The sequence below is a fragment of the Rhizobium centroccidentale genome (assembly GCF_030182565.1).
In the GTDB taxonomy this organism is placed as follows: Bacteria; Pseudomonadota; Alphaproteobacteria; order Rhizobiales; family Rhizobiaceae; genus Rhizobium.
The window spans coordinates 41,604-65,429 of the sequence record NZ_JAQJCG010000004.1 but is presented as its reverse complement, the minus strand read 5'-3'; the positions used below and the strand labels follow the sequence as shown (position 1 = coordinate 65,429).

The 23,826-nt window shown below is 59.1% G+C and carries 21 protein-coding genes; 9 read left to right on the top strand and 12 right to left on the bottom strand.

The window, feature by feature from the left end; all coding sequences use genetic code 11:
• Positions 1-110: 110 nt before the first annotated feature.
• Complete coding sequence (locus PH562_RS07060) at positions 111-998, bottom strand: LysR substrate-binding domain-containing protein (protein ID WP_285172295.1); 888 nt, start codon at positions 996-998, stop codon at positions 111-113.
• Between the two features lie 108 nt (positions 999-1,106).
• On the opposite strand from PH562_RS07060, the gene PH562_RS07055 reads away from it, so the two are divergent.
• Positions 1,107-2,360: an aromatic ring-hydroxylating oxygenase subunit alpha gene (locus PH562_RS07055; RefSeq protein WP_285172294.1), complete on the top strand. Its 1,254-nt coding sequence runs from the start codon at positions 1,107-1,109 to the stop codon at positions 2,358-2,360.
• The gene (locus PH562_RS07050; RefSeq protein ID WP_483315326.1) at positions 2,350-3,432 is read left to right on the top strand and encodes an FAD-binding oxidoreductase; all 1,083 of its coding nucleotides are present in this window, start codon (positions 2,350-2,352) and stop codon (positions 3,430-3,432) included. The genes PH562_RS07055 and PH562_RS07050 overlap by 11 nt, the downstream gene beginning before the upstream one ends.
• A 189-nt stretch (positions 3,433-3,621) precedes the next feature.
• On the opposite strand, the gene PH562_RS07045 is transcribed toward PH562_RS07050, so the two are convergent.
• The 4 genes from PH562_RS07045 to PH562_RS07030 form a co-directional block, all read right to left on the bottom strand.
• Complete coding sequence (locus PH562_RS07045; RefSeq protein ID WP_285172292.1) at positions 3,622-4,815, bottom strand: NAD(P)/FAD-dependent oxidoreductase; 1,194 nt, start codon at positions 4,813-4,815, stop codon at positions 3,622-3,624.
• A gap of 76 nt (positions 4,816-4,891) precedes the next feature.
• On the bottom strand, positions 4,892-5,692 hold the full coding sequence (locus PH562_RS07040) for an amino acid ABC transporter ATP-binding protein (RefSeq protein ID WP_285172291.1): 801 nt from the start codon (positions 5,690-5,692) through the stop codon (positions 4,892-4,894).
• Positions 5,693-5,697: 5 nt separating this feature from the next.
• The gene (locus PH562_RS07035) at positions 5,698-6,438 is read right to left on the bottom strand and encodes an amino acid ABC transporter permease (protein WP_113229065.1); all 741 of its coding nucleotides are present in this window, start codon (positions 6,436-6,438) and stop codon (positions 5,698-5,700) included.
• Between the two features lie 14 nt (positions 6,439-6,452).
• Positions 6,453-7,376, bottom strand: a complete 924-nt coding sequence (locus tag PH562_RS07030; RefSeq protein ID WP_285172288.1) for a substrate-binding periplasmic protein — start codon at positions 7,374-7,376, stop codon at positions 6,453-6,455.
• 113 nt (positions 7,377-7,489) lie between these two features.
• On the opposite strand from PH562_RS07030, the gene PH562_RS07025 reads away from it, so the two are divergent.
• On the top strand, positions 7,490-8,176 hold the full coding sequence (locus PH562_RS07025; RefSeq protein ID WP_285172286.1) for a GntR family transcriptional regulator: 687 nt from the start codon (positions 7,490-7,492) through the stop codon (positions 8,174-8,176).
• A 370-nt stretch (positions 8,177-8,546) separates the two neighbouring features.
• Entirely contained in the window at positions 8,547-10,499 is a 1,953-nt protein-coding gene (locus tag PH562_RS07020; RefSeq protein ID WP_162738084.1) for a putative bifunctional diguanylate cyclase/phosphodiesterase, read from the top strand.
• Positions 10,500-10,581: 82 nt separating this feature from the next.
• On the opposite strand, the gene PH562_RS07015 is transcribed toward PH562_RS07020, so the two are convergent.
• The 4 genes from PH562_RS07015 to PH562_RS07000 are packed head-to-tail and all read right to left on the bottom strand — an operon-like array spanning position 10,582 to position 14,771.
• A complete protein-coding gene (locus PH562_RS07015) occupies positions 10,582-11,781 on the bottom strand; it encodes an ABC transporter permease (RefSeq protein ID WP_285172282.1) in 1,200 nt (399 codons plus the stop codon).
• A gap of 4 nt (positions 11,782-11,785) precedes the next feature.
• Positions 11,786-12,928 carry an ABC transporter permease gene (locus PH562_RS07010; protein WP_285172273.1) on the bottom strand — a complete coding sequence of 381 codons (1,143 nt, stop codon included), beginning with the start codon at positions 12,926-12,928 and terminating at the stop codon, positions 11,786-11,788.
• Positions 12,925-13,635 carry an ABC transporter ATP-binding protein gene (locus PH562_RS07005; protein WP_285172266.1) on the bottom strand — a complete coding sequence of 237 codons (711 nt, stop codon included), beginning with the start codon at positions 13,633-13,635 and terminating at the stop codon, positions 12,925-12,927. The genes PH562_RS07010 and PH562_RS07005 overlap by 4 nt, the downstream gene beginning before the upstream one ends.
• The gene (locus PH562_RS07000) at positions 13,632-14,771 is read right to left on the bottom strand and encodes an efflux RND transporter periplasmic adaptor subunit (protein ID WP_285172263.1); all 1,140 of its coding nucleotides are present in this window, start codon (positions 14,769-14,771) and stop codon (positions 13,632-13,634) included. Before PH562_RS07000 ends, PH562_RS07005 begins: the two co-directional genes overlap by 4 nt.
• Before the next feature lie 9 nt (positions 14,772-14,780).
• Between PH562_RS07000 and PH562_RS06995 the strand changes: the two genes are divergently transcribed.
• Both PH562_RS06995 and PH562_RS06990 read left to right on the top strand, forming a co-directional pair.
• Complete coding sequence (locus PH562_RS06995) at positions 14,781-15,122, top strand: hypothetical protein (protein WP_285172652.1); 342 nt, start codon at positions 14,781-14,783, stop codon at positions 15,120-15,122.
• Between the two features lie 149 nt (positions 15,123-15,271).
• Entirely contained in the window at positions 15,272-16,168 is an 897-nt protein-coding gene (locus PH562_RS06990; protein ID WP_285172261.1) for a LysR family transcriptional regulator, read from the top strand.
• Between the two features lie 3 nt (positions 16,169-16,171).
• Here PH562_RS06990 and PH562_RS06985 read toward each other — a convergent pair whose 3' ends face one another.
• Positions 16,172-17,668 carry an aldehyde dehydrogenase family protein gene (locus tag PH562_RS06985; protein ID WP_285172259.1) on the bottom strand — a complete coding sequence of 499 codons (1,497 nt, stop codon included), beginning with the start codon at positions 17,666-17,668 and terminating at the stop codon, positions 16,172-16,174.
• A gap of 147 nt (positions 17,669-17,815) precedes the next feature.
• Between PH562_RS06985 and PH562_RS06980 the strand changes: the two genes are divergently transcribed.
• Both PH562_RS06980 and serA read left to right on the top strand, forming a co-directional pair.
• A complete protein-coding gene (locus tag PH562_RS06980) occupies positions 17,816-18,562 on the top strand; it encodes a glucose 1-dehydrogenase (protein ID WP_285172257.1) in 747 nt (248 codons plus the stop codon).
• A 304-nt stretch (positions 18,563-18,866) separates the two neighbouring features.
• A complete protein-coding gene (serA, locus tag PH562_RS06975; protein WP_285172254.1) occupies positions 18,867-20,105 on the top strand; it encodes a phosphoglycerate dehydrogenase in 1,239 nt (412 codons plus the stop codon).
• 92 nt (positions 20,106-20,197) lie between these two features.
• Here the strand turns inward: serA and PH562_RS06970 are convergent, their stop codons facing one another.
• Entirely contained in the window at positions 20,198-21,685 is a 1,488-nt protein-coding gene (locus PH562_RS06970; RefSeq protein ID WP_285172253.1) for a GMC oxidoreductase, read from the bottom strand.
• Between the two features lie 122 nt (positions 21,686-21,807).
• Between PH562_RS06970 and PH562_RS06965 the strand changes: the two genes are divergently transcribed.
• Positions 21,808-22,692: a sugar phosphate isomerase/epimerase family protein gene (locus PH562_RS06965; RefSeq protein ID WP_285172250.1), complete on the top strand. Its 885-nt coding sequence runs from the start codon at positions 21,808-21,810 to the stop codon at positions 22,690-22,692.
• A gap of 25 nt (positions 22,693-22,717) precedes the next feature.
• On the opposite strand, the gene PH562_RS06960 is transcribed toward PH562_RS06965, so the two are convergent.
• Entirely contained in the window at positions 22,718-23,566 is an 849-nt protein-coding gene (locus PH562_RS06960; RefSeq protein WP_285172248.1) for a sugar phosphate isomerase/epimerase family protein, read from the bottom strand.
• Between the last annotated feature and the right edge of the window lie 260 nt (positions 23,567-23,826).

Genomic DNA, 23,826 nt, shown 5'->3' with positions numbered 1-23,826 from the left:
TATGGCCGGCGTAGGTCTTCCAACGGCCTTCGCCATAGTGTTTCGTTATGGCCAGCGACGGCATTCGCGATCTCGATAAGCCTTATCCAGGTTGAGCTCCGAAACCGGCCTTACCGCGTCAGGGCGTTGGCAAGCCAGTTTGCGGCGTGTTCCGCGGCAAGCGTACGGCGCGTTCTCGCTGGAAGGAGAATGTGATATTGGTCGGCGGTGGGTATCTCGGCCTCCTCCAGGGCGACGAGCGTGCCATCCTCCAGGAAAGTCTGGACAAGAAGACGCCAGCCGAGCGCGATCCCCTGCCCCGCACGCGCGGCCGCGATCGCCTCCGTATAGTGGTTGAAGCGAAGATGCGGCTTTATTCGCAAGGCCCGGCCCGTTTCCTGAACCCATTGCGTCCAGGAAAGCCATGAGCGTTCGTAAGCGTCCGTCTCTATGAACTCATCGGCATCGGACATCTGCGCCGTCAGACGACGCCGAAAATAGTCGGGCGAGCACACGGGAACGACGACGTCCTCCTGCGAGGCAACCACCTTGGCATCGGCAAACGGTGGCCTGCCGTATCGAATGGCTATGTCTATGCCGCCGGCGTCGAGATCGATTCTTGCGTCCTGCGAGATGACTCTGATTTGTACGCCCGCATTCTCCCACCGAAACGCTGCCAACCGCGGAAGCAGCCAGAAGGAGGAGAAGGCGACGGTCGCGCCGATCGTCACGACGTTCTGCTGGGAGGATCTGACCCCATCGACGGCGTCCGCGATGCTGGCAAAGCTTTGCGCAAGCGTCGTTCCGAGGGTGAGGCACGCAGCAGTCGGTTCGATGGCGCGATGCTTGCGTACGAACATCGGGAGCCCGAGTTCCTCTTCCAATGTTGCGATCTGGCGGCTGACGGCTGCCTGAGTGACGCCAAGTTCAGCCGCGGCCGCCGTAAAGCTCCGATGCCGCAGAACGGCCTCAAGAGTCATCAATGCGGTCAGGGAGGGAATTCGCCGCCGAAAGTTCATTATACGTCCTTCGCATTACATAATATTATGCGTAGGTGAAAATTAATGCCGTTGAAGCATAACGGATGCAAGGGCAAACTGCGGACCATCGAGGCATAAGAGGTTATCATGCTAAACAGGCTCCCGTCTTCCATCTCTGCCCTCCTTGAAGCACGCGCCGATGGTTATTCCCTGCCTGCCGGCCTCTATATCCGCGAGGATGTCTTCGAGGCCGATATCGATGTCTTCTTTCACAAGCACTGGATCTGCGTCGGCCTCGACTGCGACGTGCCGGAACCCGGCGATGCCACCGTTGTCGACGTCGGCAAGACCAGCCTGATCCTGCTTCGCGACGACGACGGCGAGCCCCGCGTGCTTCACAACGTCTGTCGCCATCGCGGGTCGCGCCTGCTCGATGCCGGCAAAACGATCGTCTCGAAGCTCGTCTGTCCCTATCACACATGGACCTACGAACTGACCGGGGAGCTAAGCTATGCGCCACACATGGGCAAGGATCTGGACAAGCAGTGCCACAGCCTTAAGCCGGTGAACTTCAAGTCGATCGGCGGCTTGATCTATGTGTGCCTCTCCGACAATCCGCCGGAAGACATCGCAAACCTCGAGCAGGTAATGATCGAACGCCTTGCGCCCTATGACATTCGGAATGCCAAGGTCGCTCACCAGACCGACGTCATCGAGGACGGCAACTGGAAGCTCACGATGGAAAACAACCGCGAGTGCTACCACTGTTCCGCCAATCATCCCGAGCTCTGTGTCTCCTTCGTCGACCTCGACTTCGGCTTCGATCCGGAAACGCTGAACCCGGAAGACCGCGAGCAGGCCGCCGAGCACTTCCGGCTCTACGACGAGCGGACAAAAGCCTGGGAAGCGGATGGTTTCCCGTCGGCGGCAGTCGAACAGCTCGTCGACTGCGCCACGAACTTTCGCACCCAGCGCCTGATCATTGCAGGTGCAGGCGAATCCCAGACACATGACGCGACTGCGGCATCGTCGAAGCTGCTCGGTGAGATGACCCGCAAGGATCTCGGCGATACGCATCTTTGGGGTCACAATAGCTGGAACCACTTCATGGGCGATCACGCGATCGTTGCGATCGTCATCCCGCTCTCCGCCGGCAAGACGCTCGTCAGAACCAAATGGCTCGTCCACAAAGATGCCGTCGAAGGCAAGGACTACGACCTCGACAAGCTCACGGACGTCTGGATCGCCACGACGGACCAGGATGCGGACCTCGTCGCCCGCTCGCATGCCGGCGTGCTCGACCCTGCCTACCAGCCCGGTCCTTATTCTCGGTTCTCGGAAACCAATCTCGACAAGTTCGCGACCTGGTATATCGATCGGATGCGCGCCCATGGGTATTGAGTTCGCCCAAATGCAGCGCGGCCAGTCAGCTGTTTGGGATCCGGAGCACGACGAGACGCTCGTATGCATCGACGTGCACCAGGAGACGCATGACGTGAAGAGCTTCACGTTCGCATCTCCAGAAGGCAAGCGCTTCAACTTCGATGCCGGGCAATACTTTCTGTTCGATTTCCCGATGGGTCCGGACAGTGAAGCGCGCTGCTACAGCATCTCGTCGTCGCCCCATCGCGGCAACGCGTTCACCGTGACGGTCAAGCGCGTGCCCGGCGGCAAGGTCTCGAACTGGCTGCACGACAACATGGCGGCCGGGATGACGGTCAAGGGCCAGGGGCCTCTCGGTCACTTCATCCGTCCGCAAGGAGAGAACACGAAACTCCTGCTGCTCTCAGGCGGCTCGGGCATCACGCCGGTCATGTCGATTACACGTGATCTGGCGGATCGATACGCACCCTCGGACATCGTTTTCCTTCACGCAGCGCGCACGCCCTCGGACCTCATCTTCCGCCATGACCTTTCGGGTCTTGCAACACGGATGAAAGGCCTGCGCCTCCAGTTCCTGGCGGAGACGGTGGCCGGCGAACCGGATTGGCCGGGATTGACCGGCCGGATCTCGCTCGAATACCTCAAGCTTGCGGTTCCGGACATCGCCGAGCGTGTCGTCATGTGCTGCGGCCCGGCGCCCTTCATGGCGGCGGCGCGTTCCATCACCGCGGCGTTGGGCGTTCCCGCGTCAAACTACATCGAAGAGAGTTTCGATGCGGCTGTCATTGACGAGCCGGGACTGGACGTCGAGCAACAGCCCGCCCAGAAGGTTCATCAGGTCGAATTCTCGAAGCAGAAGCGAACGCTGCAAGTCTCCTCCGATCAGACGGTGCTCGCGGCTGCGAAGAAGGGCAGCATCAGGCTTCCTTCGTCCTGTTCGAATGGCATGTGCGGCACGTGCAAATCGAAGCTCGTTTCAGGCTCGGTCGAAATGAATCACAATGGCGGTATCCGTCAGCGGGAGATCGACGCCGGCATGTTCCTGCCTTGCTGCTCGAAGCCGCTTAGCGATCTGGTCATCGATCGCTGACGAAGGAGTGGTGGGAGAGGAGAGCCGGGTGGAAGAGAATTTGTCGCCTTCATCCACTGTATCCGTCTTTAAGGACGATCCCATCATCGACGCTGGACAGTGTAAGACGCTACCGCCTCGGGCGTTTGGGCGAAGATGAAAAAACGGGACTGTCCGGTGCTGCTGCCCCAGGCCATTTCCTCTCGTCCCTTAGCCGGCCAGCATTGCGCTGACCAGCTGGGCCGTGCGGGGCGCCAGGGTCAATCCGATGTGCCCATGCCCGAAGGCGAGGATGACGTCCCGGCCGCCTCTCGAAGGCCTAATGACCGGTACGGAATTGGGCATTGAAGGCCGAAACCCAAGCCACGAACGACTTGGTGTCCCAAGTTCGGGGAAGAATCTGCGCGCATTCCTCACAAGGGCTTGCGTAAGCCGCGGGTTCCCCGGAGCCGTCAATCCGCCCAGTTCCACCAGACCGGCAACACGCAGCCGCCCCTGCATCGGGCAAAAATAAAAGCCATGAGCGGTCGGGCAGATCGGCCGCTCGATCGGCAATCCCGGCATGTCATATTCAACATGATAGCCACGTTCGGTATCAAGCTGCACGGGATCGCCGAGCGATGCAGCCAGTTTGCGCGAGTGGGCACCGGCTGCAATGACGACTGTGCGCGCATGCAGCTCATAAGCCGAAGCTGCGATGCGCAGGCCGCTTCGTTCGCGCACGATGTCGGTCGCCAATGCCGGAACGAATTCCACGCCTGCCCGCTTCACGGCTGAAGTCAGGAGATGCATCACCTCGCCCGGGTCGCTGAGATTGATGGCATTGGGAAAGAAAACCCCGCCTTCGAACCCTGTGAAGCGTGGCTCGAGGCCGGTCACCTCGGCCGCTGAGAGAAGTTCTTGCGAGACGCCATAGCGGCGGCGCAGCTCTATATCCGCCCCAGCCGCCTTGAACGCCTTGCGCGTCTCATAGAGGTAGAGACAACCCTTTGCGGACAGAAAGTTCGACGCGTTTATCTCCGAGGCGAACTCCGTCCAGGCCGAGGCGGCATCCGAAACAAGCTCGGCAATCCGGCCGGCATTTTCGCGATAGCGGTGTGGGAGGGATTCATAAGCAAATCGGGCCAGCCAGGGAAACAGAGTCGGCAGCGCTGATGTCCGGACTGCCAAAGGGCTATCCGGACTGAGCACGAACGACAGGAAATTTCGAAGCACTGATGGGGTTCCCACCGGTATGACCGCGTAGTTCGCCACAGTCCCCGCATTCCCATAGGAGGCACCTGAACCAGGCTCATTCGGTTCAACGACGATGACCTCGCGCCCATCGGCGCGAAGCCGAAGGGCGATCGCAAGACCAATGACGCCGCCGCCCACGACGGCGATATCTGTCGAAATCCGTATCATATCACCCATATTTTCAGAGAAAGGCAGTCACCGGAGCAGCCCGAACACCGGGCCGGCATGGTTGGAATCGTCGCGCTCAACCCGGTTTTGCGTATCTTGCGACATAGGCAACGGTTCGAGCTTCCGTGGGATTGTCGAGCACGTCTGCAGCCGGACCCTGCTCGATAATTCGACCGCCATCAATGAAGACGACCCAGTCCGACACTTCGCGAGCGAACGGGAGTTCATGCGTGACGATGATCATCGTCATTCCATCCCTTGCAAGTTCGCGCATCACACGCAGCACTTCACCGGTCGATTCCGGATCGAGCGCGGAGGTCGGCTCGTCAAACAGGAGTACGGTCGGCGAGAGCGCGAGTGCCCGCGCGATCGCGACGCGCTGCTGCTCGCCACCGGACATTTGCTCGGGGTAAGCCAGTGCCCGGTGTACAAGACCAACCCGGGTCAGCAATCGCACGGCGCGCTCCACCGCCTCACGCTCGCTGACGGCCGCAGCGTGCATCTGCGCGAGGACGACATTTTCCACCGCAGTCAGATGCGGAAACAGATTGAAGCGCTGGAACACCATGCCGACCCGCTGGCGCAGCTTTGCAAGGTCCTTACAGGTCACGGTTCCATTTAAAAAGACCACTTCCCCGTTTATTTCGATAGCGCCATCTTCAGGCTGTTCAAGCAAATTCACGCAGCGCATGAGCGTCGTCTTGCCGCCGCCGCTCTGCCCGATGATGCTGACAATCCGGCCGCGTGGCACGTCGAGGTCTATGCCACCGAGCACCAGCCTTTCGTCGAAGGATTTTCGAAGTCCCCTGATCTTGATTGCGGCCATGTTGTCGGCCGTGGTCACATGGCGCTTTGCTTCGACCGTCATCTGAGCCATTTGGTCTAGCCTCCCGTTTGAATCAAGGCTCTTGCCAGGCGGAGCCGCCGCCTGCGACCAAACGACAAGGGTATGCCCGCATGTATGGTGCGCTCGAGCCAGAGAAGGCATTGGGAGACGGGGTAGCAAACGGCGAAATAGATCGCCGCAATCACCAGATAGACTTCGAGTGACCGAAACGTCTCCGAGGCAATCAGTTGCGCCCTGGTCATCAGCTCCGCCGCCGAGATAGTCACCAGCAGTGACGTTGATTTAAGGAGGTCGACGAACATCGTATTTGTGCCCGGCAGCGCAAGGCGAAGCGCCTGCGGGAGGATAACATGACCGAAGGTGGTGGCGCGGCCAAGACCCAGTGCATGCGCCGCCTCGTTCTGGCCCGAATGAATGCCCGCAATGGCTGCCCGAAAGATCTCCGACAGATAGGCCGCATAGAACAGCACCAGGCTCAGCACGCCGGCCACGAAAACGCTGAACCTGATCCCGACCGAAGGCAAGCCGAAGTAGGTGACGAAGATGATGGCAAGTAGAGGCACATTCTTGAAGACTTCGGTATAGATCGTAGCCGGCAGACGCACGATGCGCAATCGATTGAGGCGCATCAAGGCCAGCGCAAGTCCGAGGAGCGCCGCCCCAATGAAACTTGCGACCGTATAGGCAAGGGTCCGTAAAAGACCCTCGCCGAGATTGCCTGCATAATCGCCCCAGGGAACTTGAAACAATTGAGCAAGAGATTGCCAAAAGCTCATATCCGTTCCCCCACTCAATCGGCGACGGATGGTGGTGACCAGGTCTGCGGGCGATCGACGCCGCGGCGCTGCGCCGCCATATCCGGCGACGGAACCAGGAACTGCTTGGGATCGCCGCCCCATTTCGTCACAAGCGCGGTGAGCGAGCCATCCTTGTACATTGCATCGATCTGGTCGGAGATCGCCTGGGCAAGCTTCGGCGCTTGCTTGGGTAGATAGAAGCCGGTCATATAGGGCTGGAAATATTTGTAGTCGGGATGAGCGGCAACCTGCTCCGCGGTGGGCGCATTGAGGTAGGCAACCTGAAATTTCATATCGGGTCGTTGCTGCTGCTGATAGATGATCAAGAGCGGATCGAGAAAGCCGACGTCGAGCCTGCCCGACGAAAGATCCGAGAAAACGCTGTCGGCGGTCGGATAGGTGCGCGCGTCGGCTTTCGGGACTTCGGCGATCGACTTGGCCCAGACATATCCGGTCACCGTGCCGAGCGCCTTGCCCTCCAGGCTCTTCACATCGGGATAGGCGGTATCGCCATGCACGGCCATGGCCGGTGGCGAATAGTAGGGCGGATCAGTGAACAAGCCAACTTTCTGGCGCGCATCGGACCATGCGATGCCGCCGATCGTAATGTCGGCACGCTGGGACTGGACCGCCGCCAGCATGCCGGGGAAATCGGTCACCGTCGTTTCGATCTTGAGACCAAGCTTCTTGGCAACGGCATCGAGAATATCGCTGTCGAGTCCGACCAGCTTTTCATCCTTTAATGCCGTGTAGGGCATATAGGGCTCTATTGCGACCTGCAGCACGCCGGGTTTCAGCGTTTCCAAATCTCCAGCAGCCGCAACCATGGATGTTGAGATCATTCCAATACAAAAGCTTAAGATTGCAGTCGCTCCGCGCCTGAACCGCGAATGCAGGAAAATATCGTTGCTAATCATGTTCACCTCCTTATATTTTTGTAATATATTACAGAGTATATTATCGAAGTGCATTGTCAAGCGATTCAATGGGAAGCGTTCCCGGATCGCGCGCAGGGATGGAGACGAGGTGAATGGATACGTGGATGTCGGAAGAAATGCTCGCCGATCCGGAAGCGACGCTGACATTGGCGGAACGCACCTATCTGCAGCTGCGCGAAGACATCATCACGGTACAGCTGGCGCCTGGCACAATCCTGCGCGAAAATGATGTGATGCGCCGCCTTGACGTCGGCCGCACGCCTGTGCGGGAGGCATTTCTGCGGCTGCAGCGTGACGGCTTCATCGATGTCAATGCACGCCGAGGCACTTTCGTCAGCCGAATCGACATCAGCGACCTAACTGCGATCTACGAGGCAAGAGCACGGATCGAATCCTGGGCCACGCGATTAGCGGCAGAGCGGCTTCGCGAGCCAGAGCGCCGCGAAGCCGGCGAACTGATTGAAGCGCTGAAGGCGCTTTCTCTCCCATCGGAACTGGATGCGCTACTTGCGCTCGACCGGCGTATTCATCGATTCATCTATCGGTGCGCCAAGAACCGATATCTTTTCGATACGCTCGACCACTACCATAATCTTTCGCTCCGTATTCTCCATGTCGCGATGCGGCGATTTCCTGAGCTTTCCCCGGAGCTCGATAAGGTCGTGCAGGAGCAGACCCTTATGCTCGAGGCCGTCTGCCGTGGAGATGCCGATACTGCGGAACGAATTGCCCTGCATCACGTCCTCAGTTTCGAACAGGAGGTCCGCAAGGTCATCTGATCGCGTCGAAGAAGCTGAAGCTCCACTTCGCCGCACCATGGGTTCGATGGACTCCGACGATCGGCGCCGAATGCTCGTCTAATGACTATGGTCTGCAATTTTCTTCAAGGCAATCTTACCGCCATGCTCGCATAATTGACCACTGCTGCAACGTTGGAGATCGATCCGACTACTGAGGTACACTTTATATATCAAATTTGGTGCATGTGACAGAATATACAGCCTTTACAAGAAAATACTTGCCCCAAATTAAGATAATAAGGGATGCATCCGATGGTTGAGGCAATTGTTTTTTGATTAACCGTTTGCATTTCAAATAATGTAACAACATCTATGCCATGAATAGCGCCGTTACTCTATGAGCCGCGCTATGGAAATACTAAAAGCCAAACAGAAATTTCAGCATTTTATGTCCATTCGGTCCGATAATCCGGATTTGTTGAAAGCTCAGTACCGCGCTTTCACACGGCAGATGCCGATGATGTATTTAATCCTGATTTCGAGTACATGGGCGCTTTCTATCACCCATATGCAATCGGCACCGACTTGGCTCACCGTTGGCATTCCTGCTTTTTTCACGCTCGGCTGCATGCTGAGGATCACCTTCTGGTGGAGGACACGCAATGTCGACCCGCAGCCCGAGGTGGCTTATGCAGCGCTTGTCCGCACCAATCGCCTGGCTATCGGGATTGCCACCGCATTCACTGTTTGGTCATTTTTGCTGGTGCCCTATGGCGATGCATACGCTCAGTCTCATGTCGCCTTCTATATGGCGATTACGGTCATTTCCTGCATTTTCTGCCTGATGTATGTTCGCTCGGCGGCATTCATAGTCACCGTGATCGTCAATGGAGCATTCGTTTTATTTTTCGTGGCCTCCAGGCAACCGACCTTTATTGCGATAGCTATCAATGTGGCACTGGTGTGTGCGGGCATGATGTCGATTCTCCTGACAAACTACCGCAATTTCGAGCGCATGGTTATCTCGCAGCAACGCACGGAAGCGCTTAGCAATGAGAACCTCTTGCTTGCCAATGTCGACAGCCTGACGGAATTACCCAATCGTCGCGCGTTCTTTACACATCTGGAAGCCGAGTTCGAAAGAGCCAAGACCGAAAACACGCGGCTAGCCCTGGGCGTCATCGATCTTGATGGCTTTAAGCCGGTCAACGATCTTTACGGACACTCGGTGGGAGATAGGCTGCTGATCGATGTCAGCAGACGCCTTACGACCAGCTTGAAAGCCAGTCGGGCGTTTCGATTGGGTGGTGACGAGTTTGCAATCGTCGCCCCGGTCGCGCCTGAAGATGCTCAGCTTGTCAAAAACGCGAATGCGATTTCCGAATGGCTCGGAGCGCCTTATCACCTGCCGGAAGGAACCGTGCACGTATCCGCATCGATGGGAATAGCAGTCTTCCCAAACCTCGCTTCCACTCTGGAGCAGCTTTTCGACAGGGCTGATTATGCCCTTTACCATGCCAAGAGAAGCCATCGTGGGGGTGCAGTTTTATTTGACGCCGAGCACGAAAAGCAGATCAATATAGAAGCACGCATCGAGCACTTGCTCAGGCAAGCCAATTTGGAAGATGAGCTCTCGGTCATGTTTCAACCGATTGTGAGCTTGGGAAATGACCGGACGGTTGGCTTCGAGGCCCTGGCCCGCTGGCACAGCCCGGTTCTTGGACATGTCTCGCCCGCGCAATTCTTCCCGATTGCCGAACGGGCTGGCATCGTCAGTTCACTGACACGGCCGCTACTGAAAAAGGCACTTGCCTTCGCATCCGAATGGGAAGAACCTTTGCGCCTTTCGTTCAACCTGTCGGCCTACGACCTGAATTCAAGCGAAGGGGTGCTGTCGTTGATCGGAATCATCGAAAGCAGCCGCTTTGACGCAAAGCGGCTTGATCTTGAAATTACCGAAACGGCCTTTACGCACGATTTCGAGCAGATCAAATCGTCGGTCGAAATGCTGCGGCATCTCGGTTGCGGTATTTCACTCGACGACTTCGGCACCGGTTATTCCAGCCTGACGCGGCTGCATGCTCTTCCTTTGACCAAGATCAAGATCGACCGCAGCTTCGTCACAGATTTGCACAAAAGACCCGCCAGCTACAAAATAGTGAAATCCCTTCTCACTCTCAGCCGGGACATGGAGCTGGAATGCGTGGTTGAAGGCGTCGAAACACCCGAAGAACTTATCGCCCTTCGCGGGTTGGGAGGTACGCTGGTGCAAGGCTACCTCTATTCGCGGCCGCTGAACGAAAAAGACGCTGCCGAATGGTGTTGCACTGCCGCACGGCAAGCAGGCTCATTAAATAGCTGAACCGCAAGCATCGCCGACACGTGCCGCAGATGGCGCGCTCTTGAACGAAAGGGAACCGGCGGCGACTGTCACACTTGAGAAATTATCCGTTCGACCGAAGCGCCACCGTCAAGGGAAGCCGGCTGGCGACGATCGCCGGCAAGGCGCCGCCCAGAATGCCGATCGCAAGTCCGAGCAGACCCGCTATCGCCATGACGTCGCCGGTTACTGAGAGCTGGAACGCCATGCGCGCGCCATTGGCCCCAACCGTGCTCGCTTGCCAGCCATTGAAGACCAGCCAGGATGCCAGCAGTCCGAATGCCACGCCAAGGGCGGCAAGCACGATCGCCTCCGCCCATGTGCCGAGAAACGCGGATATCCGGCTAAAGCCGAGTGCGCGGACCGTGGCGATCTCGACAGTACGGTCCGATACGGAGTTCATCATGGTGTTGAGCGCACCGGCGGTCGCGCCAACGGCCATCAACAGCGCAAGCGGCCAGCCGAACAGCCGAATAAGACTGGCGGTGTGGGCGGATTGCGCCGCATAAAGGTCGGCTTCGACGACGGCACGCAACGGGGTCGTCCTGATTGTGTCGAGCTTGGCTTGCAGCCGCGGCAAGGAAGCGGGATTGGCAAGACGCAAACGCAGGTTCTGGACCTGCCCCTGCCGGTCGAAGGCCGATCGAACCGCGTCGAGGTCAGCCCAGATTTCGGACTCGAAGGCGCTGCCTCGCGCCGAGAACAGGCCGACCACCGTCCAGTCGACCGTGCCGAGCCGCACGATGCTGCCGATCGATATCCCGAACTGGTGCGCCAGGCGCCCCCCGACGACGATCTCGCGCGAACCGGGTGCGAATGGACGGCCGGCCGACAAGGCAATATGATCACGGATAGAGGGACCGGATTGATCCATGCCACGGAGAGCCAAGGTCCGGCCCTCTTCCGACCCTTTCGATTTGGCATCGACGGCAACGACGATCTCGCGCGAGAAAATCAGCATGCCGTTGGCGTCTCGCGTCACACCGATATCGTCGGTCATTGCGCTCAGCGTGCGAATGACGGAGGCCGGAACATCCGAGCCGGTCTCCTGGTTGGTGCCGCCACCCAGAACGACGGCAACGGAATTGGAGCCGGCACTTTGCAGAGCCGTCTCAAAACCCCTTGCCATGGCCAGAAAGCCTGTAAGAACGCTGACGACGAGCGCCACGGAAAGAACCATGGAGGCGGAAATGGAGATGCGTCGCGGCAGGCTGAACAGATTTGCCCTGATCATGACGAATGCTTGCTTGGCATTGGAGGGCATGGCTCTACCTCGTTTTGAATGCGGAGATTATTGGGATCCTGAGCGCGTTCAGTGCAGGAAGCGCACCGGTTGCAAGCGCCAACAGGGTGACCATCGCCAGGGCTCTTGCAAAAATCGCATTGGAAAAGACGAGGCCGATCGCAGGTCCCGTGATGACCGTTGCAAGCAATGCAAGCATCAGGCCGATGGTGCCGCCGACCACGAAAATGAAGAATGTCTCACCAAGGATCAGCGCCATGATCCATGAACCTGAAAAACCCAAGGTCTTTAGCACGCCGATTTCGAAGGTGCGCTCGCGAACGGCAAAGATCATGGTGTTGCCGACGATCATAAGCAGCGTGCCGAATGCCGCGCCGACCACCATGTTCACGATCAATCCGATGTCGGCATACTGGCGCAGGAAGGCCTCCAGGAATTGCTTTTCCGATCTGGTCTGCGTCGGCGCCGTCGAATTGGCGAATAGCTGATCGATCCTTGAAGCAAGCTGCCCTGTTTGGACACCTGGCTGCGGCCGGAGGATGAAGGCGTCGACCGTGTCCTTGTTGCGGGCTCTGAGCGCATTGACATAGTCATATTGGGCGATGACGAAATAGGTGTCGGTGGAGGCGTTTTCGCCGTCGAAGATGCCGGCGATTTCAAAGGACCAGTCGCGACTGCCATCCTGCCGTGCGGTATCGAAGCTGGTGACAGTGATCTTCTGGCCGACGGTCCAGCCCTGCGCCTCGGCAAGCGCCCGGCCGGCGAGGACGGTGCTGCGGTCCCTGGCAAGCGCGCTGATCAAATCCGGCGTCAGCCCGAGCTCCTTGCCGTTCGAGCTGAAGAGCCGTGCAGGATCGGCGGCACTCACGGAAATGATGTTCTTTTCGACCGTCGCAAAGCCGCGCAGGCGCGACATGTAGCCGACGGCGGCCACACCTGGTTCGGTGTCTATCCGGTTCAGATAGGAAATCGGCAGCGGCTGGGCGCGGCCGACCGCACTCATGACCCCGAGAATATCCTCGCTGGCCGCTGACGAACCCTGGCTACCGTCGATGAAGCTCGCCGTCAGACCGTAGATGAGAAAGGCCGTGGCGACGCTTATCATCAGCAATATTGTGCGCAGCGGTTTTCGCCATACACTTTTTCGCACGAGATCGAGGAACGTCATGCGTCCGCCCTCCGCTCTTCGAGGAACCTGCCCTTGTCGAGATGAAGCGTTCGACTGGCATAGCTTGCGGCTTGCGGGTCGTGGGTCACCATGATGATGGTCTTGCCGAGTTCCTGATTCAGGAAGCGCAGCATTTCCAGCACCTCGTCGGCCGACCGCCGGTCAAGATCGCCCGTGGGCTCGTCGCAGAGCAGCAATGCCGGGTCTGCGACGATCGCCCGCGCGATGCCGACGCGCTGCTGCTGGCCGCCCGACATCAGCTTCGGATACTGCTTCTGGCGGCCCGAAAGCCCCACCAGATCCAGAACCTTGTCGACGCGGACCCGGCGCTCCCTCGACGAAAGCGGCTTCAGCAGAAGCGGCAGTTCGATATTCTCGGCCGCGTTCAGCATCGGCAGGAGATTATAGAACTGGAAGACGATGCCCATATTGTGGGCCCGCCAGGAGGAGCGGGCTGCCTCGCCCATCTGGTCAAGGTTGCTGACTCCAATGCGCAGGCGGCCTTGATCCGGCTTGTCTATGCCCGATAGCATGTTGAGCAGCGTCGATTTTCCGGATCCGGAAGGCCCCATGATCGCGACGAACTCGCCACGGGTGATCTGCAGGTCGAGATTGGAGAAGATCGGTACGGTCTCGGTGCCTATCTTGTATCCCTTCTTGACATTGTTGAGCATGATATACGGCTCTTTGCTTGTTGAGGCGGTCATCGAGGAGTGTCTCCTGGCTGTTGTGCTGGAATGGTCGAAATGCGGATGCGGGCGGCCATGTTGGGCATGGTACCGTCTGGTGGATCAAGGAGCGCCAGACGCAGGGTGATCGTGCCTTTTTCCGCCGAAGTGACGGGCCACAGCTGCAGGATCTCGATCGCGAAAGGCTTATCCGGAAAGCCGTCGAGGACGGCCTCGCCTTGAAGGCCTGGTCGAAGTTCGCCGATATTGGTTTCGGCGACGTCAGCATCGATCACCAGGCTCTTGGTATCCGTGATCGTCAGCAGACTTTCATTTTCGTTGATACTGTCCATTCGGGCCAGCACGCGGCCGCCGACATGCGCGTCGAGCCGCGTCACCGTACCCGAGATCGGGGCTCTGACGGTCAATGCATCGACATGTTCCTGCGCGATCTTCACACCGAGTTGCGCCCTGGCATAGCTTTGGCGCGCCTGGTCGACCGCATTCGACGCCGTGTCTCTGGCGGTCTGGGCCTCCTCGACGGTCTGGATGGAAACAGCGCTCTTTGCAGAGAGCGCCGCATTGCGCTGCAGCGAGCTGTCGGCCTGCTTGAGCGCCAGGATCTTTCCCTCAAGGACAAGCTTGGCGGCATCGTTGTCGGCCTTGGCCTGCTCGAGTGAGAAGTTGGCGCTGATGTCATCGATCCTGACGATAACCTGCCCGGCTTCGACAAGATCGCCGATATGCACGTCAATCGATGCGATCTCTCCCTCATATTTGGAAAAGACTGTCACGATGCGCGGTGCGACGACGAAGCCGGACCCGGTTATCTCCGGCGCGGATGCCGATCTCAGCGAATTGGCGGAAGGGATGGGCGAACCGCTACCGGAGGCCGCCTGACTGGATGCCGCCTTTGGGTCGTCGCCGGTTTGCGCCATGCCGGGCGGTGTCATGATTTCCGGCTGCGATTCCAGTACCGCTTTGAAGCGAGGCGAAATATCCGGCCAGAAGAACGCGACAGCGATCGCACTGACGCCAAGCGCAAGCAGGACACTCGATAAGGCAAGCCGCCGATTCCTCTTGACCGGCGACGCCACTGTTTGGAATGAAGGCTCAAGCGACAATGACCTGAGCGTTTCGGCGAGTTTGCGATTTTGTTCGGTGTTCGTGTTCATGCCGCCAACATGAACGAGACGCCCGAAAACTCGACCTCAAACACGTTCTGGCCCGTGCTCGATCGCGATCCGGTACTTCTTGCGTCACTCCGGAGGCGTCATCTTCGTTACGCCGCAAAGGCCGATAAAGACGAGAACCAGGACAACATCGATCGCGTCGCGCCAGAAAATCAGGAGTATCAAGACAAGGATCGCCGGCAGGCAGTGGGCGTCGTCGTCATTTCCTCCTACCTGCCGGAAATCATGGCCGTGTCCGATCGTATTCTCGTGGTCAAACGCGGCCGTGTTGTCGAAGAGATGATGGCCTCAGATGCGTTCGAAGAGAAAATCATGTTTGCAGCCGTTCATTGATCCCTCCCAAATTGACCTCCAGGCCGCTTGCATCGCCATTGCAAGCGGCTTTTTTCTGCAGCCGATCTTGTCATGATCACATGGCGGAATATGCTCGGGCTCGGAGGGGTCGATCGGTATCGATCGGCGCAAGTGAGACCATAACAATCATGCCGAATATCAATCTGAAATTGCTGCAAACCTTTCTTCTTGCAGCGGAATCCGGAAGCTTTCGCAAGGCCGCGGAAGAAAGCAACCGGTCACCCTCGGCGGTGAGCATGCAGATCAAGGACCTTGAGGAGCAGATCGGCATCAGCCTCTTCACGCGCACGCCGCAGCGGGTCAATCTCACCAACGAAGGCCAGGCGCTGTTCGAGGAGATCGGGCGGGCCATGGCCGATGTGCAGGCAAGCCTCGACAAGCTGACGGAACTGGCCGCGCGCCGTAAAGGAAAGATACAGATCGCCTGCGCTCCGACGCTTGCCACCAGCCGGCTCGGCGACATCCTGTCGACCTTCAAGCTGCGCTATCCGCGCAGCATAGTCGAGGTGCAGGAAACGCCGCCGCAGGCAGCACTCGTCATGCTGCAGCAGCAGGAGGTGGAGTTCTATATCGGCCCGGAGGTGCCCAACCTCAACGACTTCCATTTCGAATCGATCATCGACGATCCGCTGGTCGCCTGCATTCCCGAAGAGCTATACACCGGTGAAAAAACGATCAGGCTGGACGCCATCGCCCAGTTCCCGTTGATCATGCTCAATCGCAAGACCGCTGTTCGCGGCCTCGTCGATCGGCTGATGCGCGAGGAAGGCATCGAACTCAATGTCCAATACGAGGTCGAGAGCGCCCAGACCGCGTTGGCGCTCGCCTCGTCCGGACTTGGCGTGTCGATCGTGCCGGGCATCGCGCTCGGGCGGAATGTCGACAGCCGCGTCCGCGTCGTGCCGCTCGACAATCCCAACGCCCGCCGGGCTGTCGGCATCATCACAAGCCGTGGCTATGTGCAGCAGCGCTATGCCGAGCAGCTTATCGCCCTCATTCGCACCAATCTGCGCGGTGAAGCCTAAATACTAGTCCGTCTGTATCCAAACGGCCTTGGTTTCGAGATATTCGTGAAGATGCTCTATGCCGCCTTCGCGACCGTAGCCCGACATCTTCATGCCGCCGAAGGGCACGGCCGGGTCGAGCGCATGATACATGTTCACCCAGACCGATCCCGCCTTGATGCGGCGCACCAGCTTGTGCGCCATTCCAAGATTCTGGGTGAAGATGCCAGCCGCAAGTCCATAGGGCGATGCATTGGCGCGCTCGACGGCTTCCTCGATCGTGTCGAAGGGCATCGCCGAAATGACTGGCCCGAAGATCTCCTCGCGGGCGATCCTCATCTCGTCCTTGACGTTACCGAATACAGTCGGGGCGATGAAGTTTCCCTTGTCGTAGAGCGCGCCCGAAAGGCGCGTGCCGCCCGCGACCAGGGCGGCGCCTTCGCTCTGCCCGGATGCGATGAAGCTCTCGACGACCTGCGCCTGGCGGGCGGAAATCAGCGGTCCGATATCGGTATCGGCTTCGATCCCGTGACCGATCCGCAGCGAGCGGGCAAATTCGCCGACCTTGGCGACGAATTCTTCGTGGATCTCGCGCGCCACGAACAAGCGCGAACCGGCGATGCAGATCTGCCCCGAATGCGCAAAGACCGCCATGGCGGCGACGGGCACGGCTCGGTCTATGTCGGCATCACGGCAGACAATCACCGGCGACTTGCCGCCGAGTTCCAGCGAGACCCGTTTCAAGTTGCCGACTGCGGCGCGGGCGATCGATTGCCCGGTGGCGGTGGACCCGGTGAAGACGATCTTGTTGACATCGGGATGTTCGGCCAGCCGGGTGCCGGCGACCGATCCCCGGCCGGTGACGATATTGACCACGCCGTCCGGCACGCCGGCCTCTTGCATGAGTTTGGCGATCAGCAGGGGAGTAAGCGGCGCATCCTCAGAGGGTTTCAATACCACCGTGCAGCCTGTCGCCAGCGCTGGGGCGATCTTCCAGATCGATGCGGCGGTGGGCGCGTTCCAGGGAATGATCGCACCGACGACCCCGATCGGCTCCCGGCGGGTGAAAGTCACGATCTCGCCGGGTATGGAGTTGTCGATCACCTCGCCATGAAGGGCTGTCGCCATGCCGGCGTAAAACCGCAGCATGCCGATCACCCGCCGCTTGTTGGCGAGCGTGCGCGTGATCGGCATGCCCATGTTCAGCGTGTCGGAAACCGAAAGGCGCTCCCAGTTTTTCTCGAACAGATCGGCGATTTTCAGGAGCAGCGTCTGGCGCTCATAGGGCGAGAACCTGGACCACGACCCCTCCAGAGCCCGTCGCGCCGCGGCAACGGCGCGGTCGACATCGGCGGGTGCAGCCAACGGAACCGTTGCCAGGACTGCCCCGGTCGCCGGATTGTAGGTTTCGCTGACTTCGCCGGATTGGGCGGCAACCCATTGGCCGCCGATGAACATTGGCCGAAAGCCGCCGTCGTAAAGCTCGGCCGCCATTTGCTTGGCGTCGAAAGTCAATGTCATGGCGCGGCCTCCCAGCTTCATTCTGTCGTCGATATTCACTATCAGACGGCCACAATACAAATAAAGAAAGCTAAAAAGGCGTTCAGATAATCGGACTGTGAAATCGCTCCGACTTATCCGATGCTGGAGCAAATGGAGGAGCTTGATATGCGTCTTGTGGGAAAAGTGGCGATCGTCACGGGTGGCGGGTCGGGTTTCGGCGAAGGGATCGTCCGGAAATTCGTCGAGGAAGGCGCGCGGGTCGTGCTCGTCGATCGGGACCTTGCAGCTGCAGAGCGGGTGGCGGCGCAGCACGAAGGGTCGGTCGCGCCGATTGCGGGCGATGTCGCCACGCTCGACAGCCTCGCTGCCGCAAGGGATCTCGCGCTGGCGCGGTTCGGCGGCCTGCACATCCTCGTCAACAATGCCGGTGTCGGACAGCCGCCGATGCCGATGGAAGATATGGATGAAGACCTTTTCGAGCGCATCTTCAATGTCAACATCCGTTCGATCTACAATGGTGCGCGGGCGGTGCTGCCGCATTTCAAGGCTGAGCGGCACGGCGCCATTTTGAACATTGCCTCCACCGGTGGCGTCTCCCCTCGCCCCAATCTCACCTGGTACAATGCCTCGAAAGGATGGGGCATCGCCGCCACCCGCGCTATGGCCGTAGAGCTTGCTCCCTTCGGAATTCGCGTCAACGCCATCAATCCCGTCGCCGGCGATACGCCATTGCTCTCGACCTTCATTGGCTCCGACAGCGACGAAAGCCGCGCGCGGATCGTCGCCACCATTCCGATCGGACGGCTTTCGACACCCGCGGACATGGGCAACGCCGCCGCGTTCCTCTGCTCGGACGAAGCGAGCATGATCACCGGCGTCGATCTCAATGTCGATGGCGGCAAGTGCATCTGAAGGGGCTGTCATGAAGGATATCTTCGGGTTGTCTTACCGTCGACCTCTGCGGCAGCTGGAAATCGGCTGATATCCCCCAGTTTCTATGCGAACGGCTCGCCCGATTGCATTGAACCGTTGCCAGCCGTCGATGATATGATTTGGCGATCGCATAGTGCGAGGACGAACTGAACTGCTGGAACAAAGCTCCTCCCGCCGAACGAATTGAGTTTGTTCTTGCGCTGTCCCTTGGATGGTCTAAGTCATGTGCTCGTGGCGGCGATCGGCGTCGGCCTAATCGAATTCGACTATCGAAGGTAATTCAATGAGCGGACAACTTTCTCTTCCCCGTGATCGGATTTCAGTCCTTCTGCTGGAAGGGATCAGTCAGAGCGCGGTGGACTATTTTACCTCATCGGGCTACGTCAATCTCACGCATTTGCCGAAAGCTCTCGATGACAAGGATCTCAAGAGCCACATCGCCGAAGCACACATCATCGGCATTCGTTCACGCACGCAGCTGACAGAAGAGATTTTCAGCTCCGCCAAGAAGCTCATGGCGGTCGGCTGCTTTTCCGTAGGGACGAATCAAGTCGATCTGGATGCGGCTCGTCGGCGCGGGATCCCGGTATTCAACGCCCCCTATTCGAATACGCGCTCGGTCGCCGAACTCGTCATCGGTGAAATCATCATGCTGACCAGGCGGATCCTTCCACGTTCGGCTTCCGCTCATGCCGGCGGATGGGACAAATCCGCCGAAGGCAGCCGCGAGATGCGTGGGAAAACGCTCGGTATCGTCGGCTACGGCAATATCGGCTCGCAGCTGAGCGTTCTTGCGGAAAGCATGGGCATGAACGTTCGCTATTTCGATCCGACGGACAGGCTTCGCCACGGCAATTCGGAATCCATGGCTTCGCTCGGCGAGCTGCTCGAAATCTCGGATTTCGTGACGATGCATGTTCCCGAAACCAGCTCAACCCAGAACATGATCACCGAAGCCGAGCTGCGCAGGATGAAGAAGGGTGCCTTTTTCATCAACAATTCCCGCGGCACCGTGGTCGATTTGGACGCCCTCGCGAAGGTTTTGAAAGAAGGGCATCTCGCAGGCGCAGCAGTCGACGTGTTCCCCAAGGAGCCGGCATCGAACAAGGAACGCTTCGAAACGCCGTTGCAAGGGCTGGATAATGTGATCCTGACGCCGCATATCGGCGGATCGACAGAGGAAGCCCAGGAGCGGATCGGAAGAGAAGTTTCCCGGAAGCTTGTGGAATATTCCGATATCGGCTCGACGTTGGGCGCGGTCAATTTCCCGCAGGTTCAATTGCCGCCGCGTCCAAACGGCACGCGTTTCATCCATGTTCACGAAAATCGCCCGGGGATCCTGAACAGCCTGAATACGATCTTTTCGTCGCGCGGGTTGAATATCGTCGGCGAGTTCCTGCAAACCCACGGCGACACGGGCTACGTGGTCATTGAAGTCGAAGGCGTTGGCCAAACAGCGAATGAAATACTCGACACGCTCCGGCAGATCCCGGGAACGATAAGAGCTCGATTGGTTTACTGACCGATCGGTTGCGGACGACGGTAGCGCCCTTAGGTGACGATAAGGGCGCGCATCGATCCGGTCCTATGACCAATAATCAGCCGGTCTCTCGATCAGGCGATACGGCGAGCGGCAGCGATTTGGCTGGCGCCGATACTGGCGAGAGCGACGCTGAACAGGGTCGGGTTTGTGGCGGTCTTCGTGGGAATGACCCCATTGCCGGCAACATAGAGGTTGTCGAAGCCCCAGACCTTGGAGTTCCTGTCGCAAATGCTGGTACCATCGTTGCGCTCGCCCATACGGATCGTGCCCTGATAATGCAACGACGAGCCGACCGGCTGCACGAAGGTAGCAAAACCGGGCGCCGGGCGACCGATAATGGCGGAAATCCGCTGGGCATGGCCCTTGGCCTCTTCGAGGCGCGCCTTGTCGCCCTCCGACTGACGCCAATGGATGGAAATAGCTGGCAGCCCGAGCCAGTCACGGCGATCGTCATCGAAGGTGACACGGTTGTCGGCGCTGATATCGGAGGGCACGAAAACGCCCATGCCAATCGGCTGGCCGCTCATGTCGCTGGCATGCGGCATCGAGTGCAGGCTGGCCGGAGCGATGGTGACCGAGTAGGGGAACTCCTTGGTAGCCGGAATCCAGCTCATCGCGGTCATGGGCACATCGGTCTGCATTTCGGTGATCTGCGAGACGATATAATGGTCGTTGATGTAGCGGCCGAGCGCTTCAGGGCGGATGCCAGAGGCGTAGAGCAGCTGAGGGGAATGCAGCGAGTCGCACGCAACGACGACCGTGCCGGCCTTGACAATAAAGGTTTCCTTCGAGCCGGCTCGCGCGAGCTCGACCCCCGTGACATGACCATTTTCGTGGATCACGCGGCGGCAGGCGGTTTCAGAGAGAATATGAAAGCTCTCCTCGGGCTCGTCGACAAGGTCGCCAAGAACGACGTCAGTGCCGTGATAGCGCAGGCCGTCAGGACCGGGCGTTGCCGCGAGCGGCATCGGCTGGACGAAGCGATCGGGTGAGCGACCGGGATTGAAGACCTCGCCCAGGCGCTCGCGCATCGCGACCGCTGCGGCATCGCCGGCGCGTGGGTCCTTGTTGGTACCGAGCAATCCTGCCGACACGGCCAAAGCCCTCTGCATCTCATCGGTGGAGATGAAGGGCACCAATTCGATCTCCGATGGCACCGGCGTGCCGGTCGACCATTTGGTGCCCATGCCGCCGACATTGGCCGCCGAGAAGCCGGCGAAGAGGTTCTCATCCTGGGCATCGGCGTCGTTGGCGATGAAAAGGCCCGAGCGGCGCAGCAACGAATGATCGAAGCCGCCAGCGCGGCGGGCCTCCCACTCTTCCTTGTTGATTGGCATGCGCGGGCTGCGGTCGCCACCCTGGGCATGCACCTCGAAACCTGCGCGTTCCTCGAGATCCGGAATATTGTCGAGATGTGCACCCTTTTGCGGCAAAATCTGCGGACCGGCTTCCACCATCAGAATACGCGCTTCCGGCCATTCATTCCTGATGACCCGTGCATAGGCCGAGCCGGTCGGGCCACTTCCGATGATGACGACGTCGGCGGACTGACGAGACATTCCTGCTATTCCCCACTCTTAAATCAATTTGATTGCAAACAAAGATGTATCGTAGCCGAAGTCAACCGGGATTGTTAAGTTACCGAACAAAGTTTTTGTGAAAGAGCTCGAGGAGAGGCACGATGAAGATAGGTCTGAGTTCATACAGTTTCCGTCCGTTGATGCAGAGCGGCGGCATGCAGATCGAGGATGTCTTTGCTTGGGTCGGCAAACATGGCGGCGATCATGTCGAACTGGCGACGCTTTCCGTCGCGCCCGAAGGACAGGACCTGCAGTATGAACTCGCCAATGACGCGGAGATGTTGGAGCGGCTGAAGGGCGCATCTCAGAAAAGCGGCGTACCGCTTTCCGGCCTCTGCATGTCCGGCAATTTCATTGATGACGGCGAACGCGCATTCCAGCTTGGCCGGCTGAAGCGCTATGTCGAGCTTTGCGACAAGCTCGGCATCCGCTTCCTGCGGCACGATGTCGTTCCCTGGTCGCTCCGCGCAACGGAGCCCGGCCAGTTCGAAGCCGCGTTCCCGGCGATCGCCGAAGCCACCCATGAGCTTGCCACGCATGCCGGGCGCTATGGCGTGACCACCAGCGTCGAGGATCACGGTTTCTTCATGAATTCCAGCGAGCGGATCAAGCGGCTTCTTCATGCCGTCAATCTGCCGAGCTTTAAGCTGACCGTCGATATCGGCAATTTCCTCTGCGTCGATGAGAATCCCCTGACGGGGACGCGTGCGTGCCTTTCTCATGCAAGTTTCGTCCACATCAAGGATTTCTATGTGCGCCAGATAGCGCCTGGCGCGGACTGGCTGCAGACGGCCGGCGGCCAGGCGATCCGCGGCTCGGTATTCGGCTATGGCGACCTGCCTGTCAGGTCCATCATCGAGGACATCGTCACCTCAGGTTATGACGGCTTCGTCTCGCTGGAATATGAAGGCAACGAGCCGACGCAATATGGTTGCGAAACCGGCCTGAAGAATGCGAAGGCGATGTTTGCGGCTGCCGGCCGCTGACCATCGCCCGCTTGCAATCCGGCCATTAGAGCGCGGCGATCCGATCGACGCGCTTCTTCAAATCGGCTAGGCGCTGACGGTCGCCTCCCGGCACCTCGATGGAGGCCCAGCCGGAGTAACCGACATCAGCGAGAGCCTTGTTGACCGCTGCCCAATCGCAGTCGCCCTCGCCCAGCTCGACATCGAAGCCCTTCCACGGGCCTTCGCTGTTCATCTTTTCGAGGCTGTATTCCTTGATGTCGATCTTCAGGATGCGCTTGCCGAGTGCCTCGATCCAATCCGTCGGCCGGCCGTAGCGGAGCACATTGCCGACATCGAAATACCAGCCGAGCCTGGGATGGTTGAAGTGATCGATAAAGTCAGCCGCCTCAAGCGGGCTCAGAAGAAAGTCGTTCCACACATTTTCGAGTGCGATCGATACACCGCTCTCTTCCGCAGCGGGCAGGATCCTGACGATTTCCTCTCCGGCTCTCGCGTAAGCGGTCTTGTAACTGGTGCCCGCATTGACGACGCCGGGAACGAGCAGCACCGTCGTCGCGCCATAGAGCTTTGCATCATGCAGAGCCTTGACCATCGAATCGATACAGGCCTGGCGCGCCGATGGATCGGGATCCGTCAGCGGACGCTTCCAGTGCACGGCATTGACGAGGCCGGGGATAGCGAGCCCGGTCTTGTCGCGGGCATTCAGAACTTCGTCGAGCGGCAGGTCATTGGGCGCATCGAGCTCGACCCCGTCATAACCGAGATCCCGCAGGAGCTGGAATTTCTCCAGGATGGAAAGCGACGGCTCCTCGACCATGCCCCATTTCAGGCTGATCTTCGCCAAGGGGCGAGCGGAAACGGGCGAAAAGGAATGAGCGGCGGATTCGGTCATTGATGGGTCTTTGCGCAGAATGGTCGGATAGCGGCGGCACTATGTCAGCCAATCCAAAGCCGATCAATCGGTCATTGGAAGCCAAGAAGCGATGCCCGCCATGATGTCCTCCGGAAGACTTTCAGCCTCCATCAGACCAAAGTCCGATCCATGACAGGACCTAGGCCCGAAGACATAATCTTTGGTCCTATTCCCATGGATTGCCCCGACCTTTGCGCCAGTTGTTTCTGGCGATGGAGGCGGCGGGACATCCGGCCGCT